1 protein-coding gene is annotated in these 436 nt (G+C 63.8%); it reads right to left on the bottom strand.

Features of this window, described 5'->3' with window-relative positions:
- Positions 1–282, bottom strand: a 282-nt coding sequence (locus E5W87_RS35610; RefSeq protein ID WP_292408682.1) for an ATP-binding cassette domain-containing protein, incomplete at its 3' end; no start/stop codon positions are given.
- Positions 283–436 lie beyond the last annotated feature (154 nt).

Genomic DNA, 436 nt, shown 5'->3' with positions numbered 1-436 from the left:
GACTTGGACAAGGCCGCTGCGGACTAGGTGCGAGGGGCTTGCCCTTGAAACATCCCCGCCACCGAAGGTGATCCGACCGGCGGTAATGGCGCCGCGCTCAGCCTGAAGGAGATTGGATACGGCGCGCAGCAGTGTCGTCTTGCCGGCACCGTTGGAGCCGAGCAGCGCGACGATCTCGCCCCTGCCAACCAACAAGTCGACGCCGTGTAGGGCGGCGATGGCGCCGTTGTAGACAGCTTCCACGCTGCTAACTGACAGTATCGGGTATTCCGGGATGGACATCGATGACTCCGCTCGGGAAGGTGGATGGCGCGGCCGGCCAGATTTGTCGGCCGCGCCATGGCAACTCAGTTGCTGACCACCGCGTCGGCGTCCTCGGCCGTGCGGATCTTGATGCCCTTTTCCTTGGCATAGGCCTCGGACGACTTCTCGATGA

Source organism: Mesorhizobium sp. (assembly GCF_004962925.1).
GTDB lineage: Bacteria > Pseudomonadota > Alphaproteobacteria > Rhizobiales > Rhizobiaceae > Mesorhizobium.
This window is presented reverse-complemented; position numbering and strand designations above follow the sequence as displayed.